The sequence below is a fragment of the Mitsuaria sp. TWR114 genome (assembly GCF_007997345.1).
This window is the reverse complement of record NZ_VOSR01000883.1, coordinates 1-527: the sequence shown is the minus strand read 5'-3', so window position 1 is coordinate 527 and position 527 is coordinate 1. Positions and strand designations below refer to the sequence as shown.

The window sequence follows — 527 nt, the reverse complement described above, 5'->3', positions numbered from 1 at the left end:
CTCGGCCAGCGCGGCCTCGATGTCGCGCTGGATGCGCTCCTGCACCGCCTTGGGCAGCCCGCGCGGCGCGGCGATGGTGGTCCAGCCGGTGGCCTCGTAGCCGGCGGGGCCGCCGGACTCGGCCACGGTGGGGACGTCGGGGAAGGCCGGGTGGCGCTTCGGGCTGGTGATGGCGATGAAGCGGATCTTGCCGGCGCGCTGCAGCGGCCCGGCCGTCGCCATCGTGCCCAGGGCGAAGTTGAGCTCGCCGTTGGCCACGGCCGTGTAGAGCATCGACGTCTCCTTGTAGACGACGTGCGTCATCTGCGTCTGGGTCATCGCCTCGAGCTGCGCCGCGCCCAGGTGCACCGGGTTGCCGACCGACCAGGAGCCGTAGTTCAGCGCGCCGGGATGGGCCTTGGCATCGGCCACGATGTCGCCGACGGTCTTGTACTTGCTGTTGGCCGACACGCCGACGAAGAAATAGGCCTTGAACAGCGGCGCGATCGGGTCGAAGTCCGTTGACCGGGTCGTAGGGCAGCTTCTTG

1 protein-coding gene is annotated in these 527 nt (G+C 70.0%); it reads right to left on the bottom strand.

Going from position 1 to position 527, the window contains the following annotated elements:
* The coding region (locus FUT87_RS25330) for a tripartite tricarboxylate transporter substrate binding protein (RefSeq protein ID WP_147242790.1) at nucleotides 1–527 on the bottom strand (527 nt) is incomplete at both ends.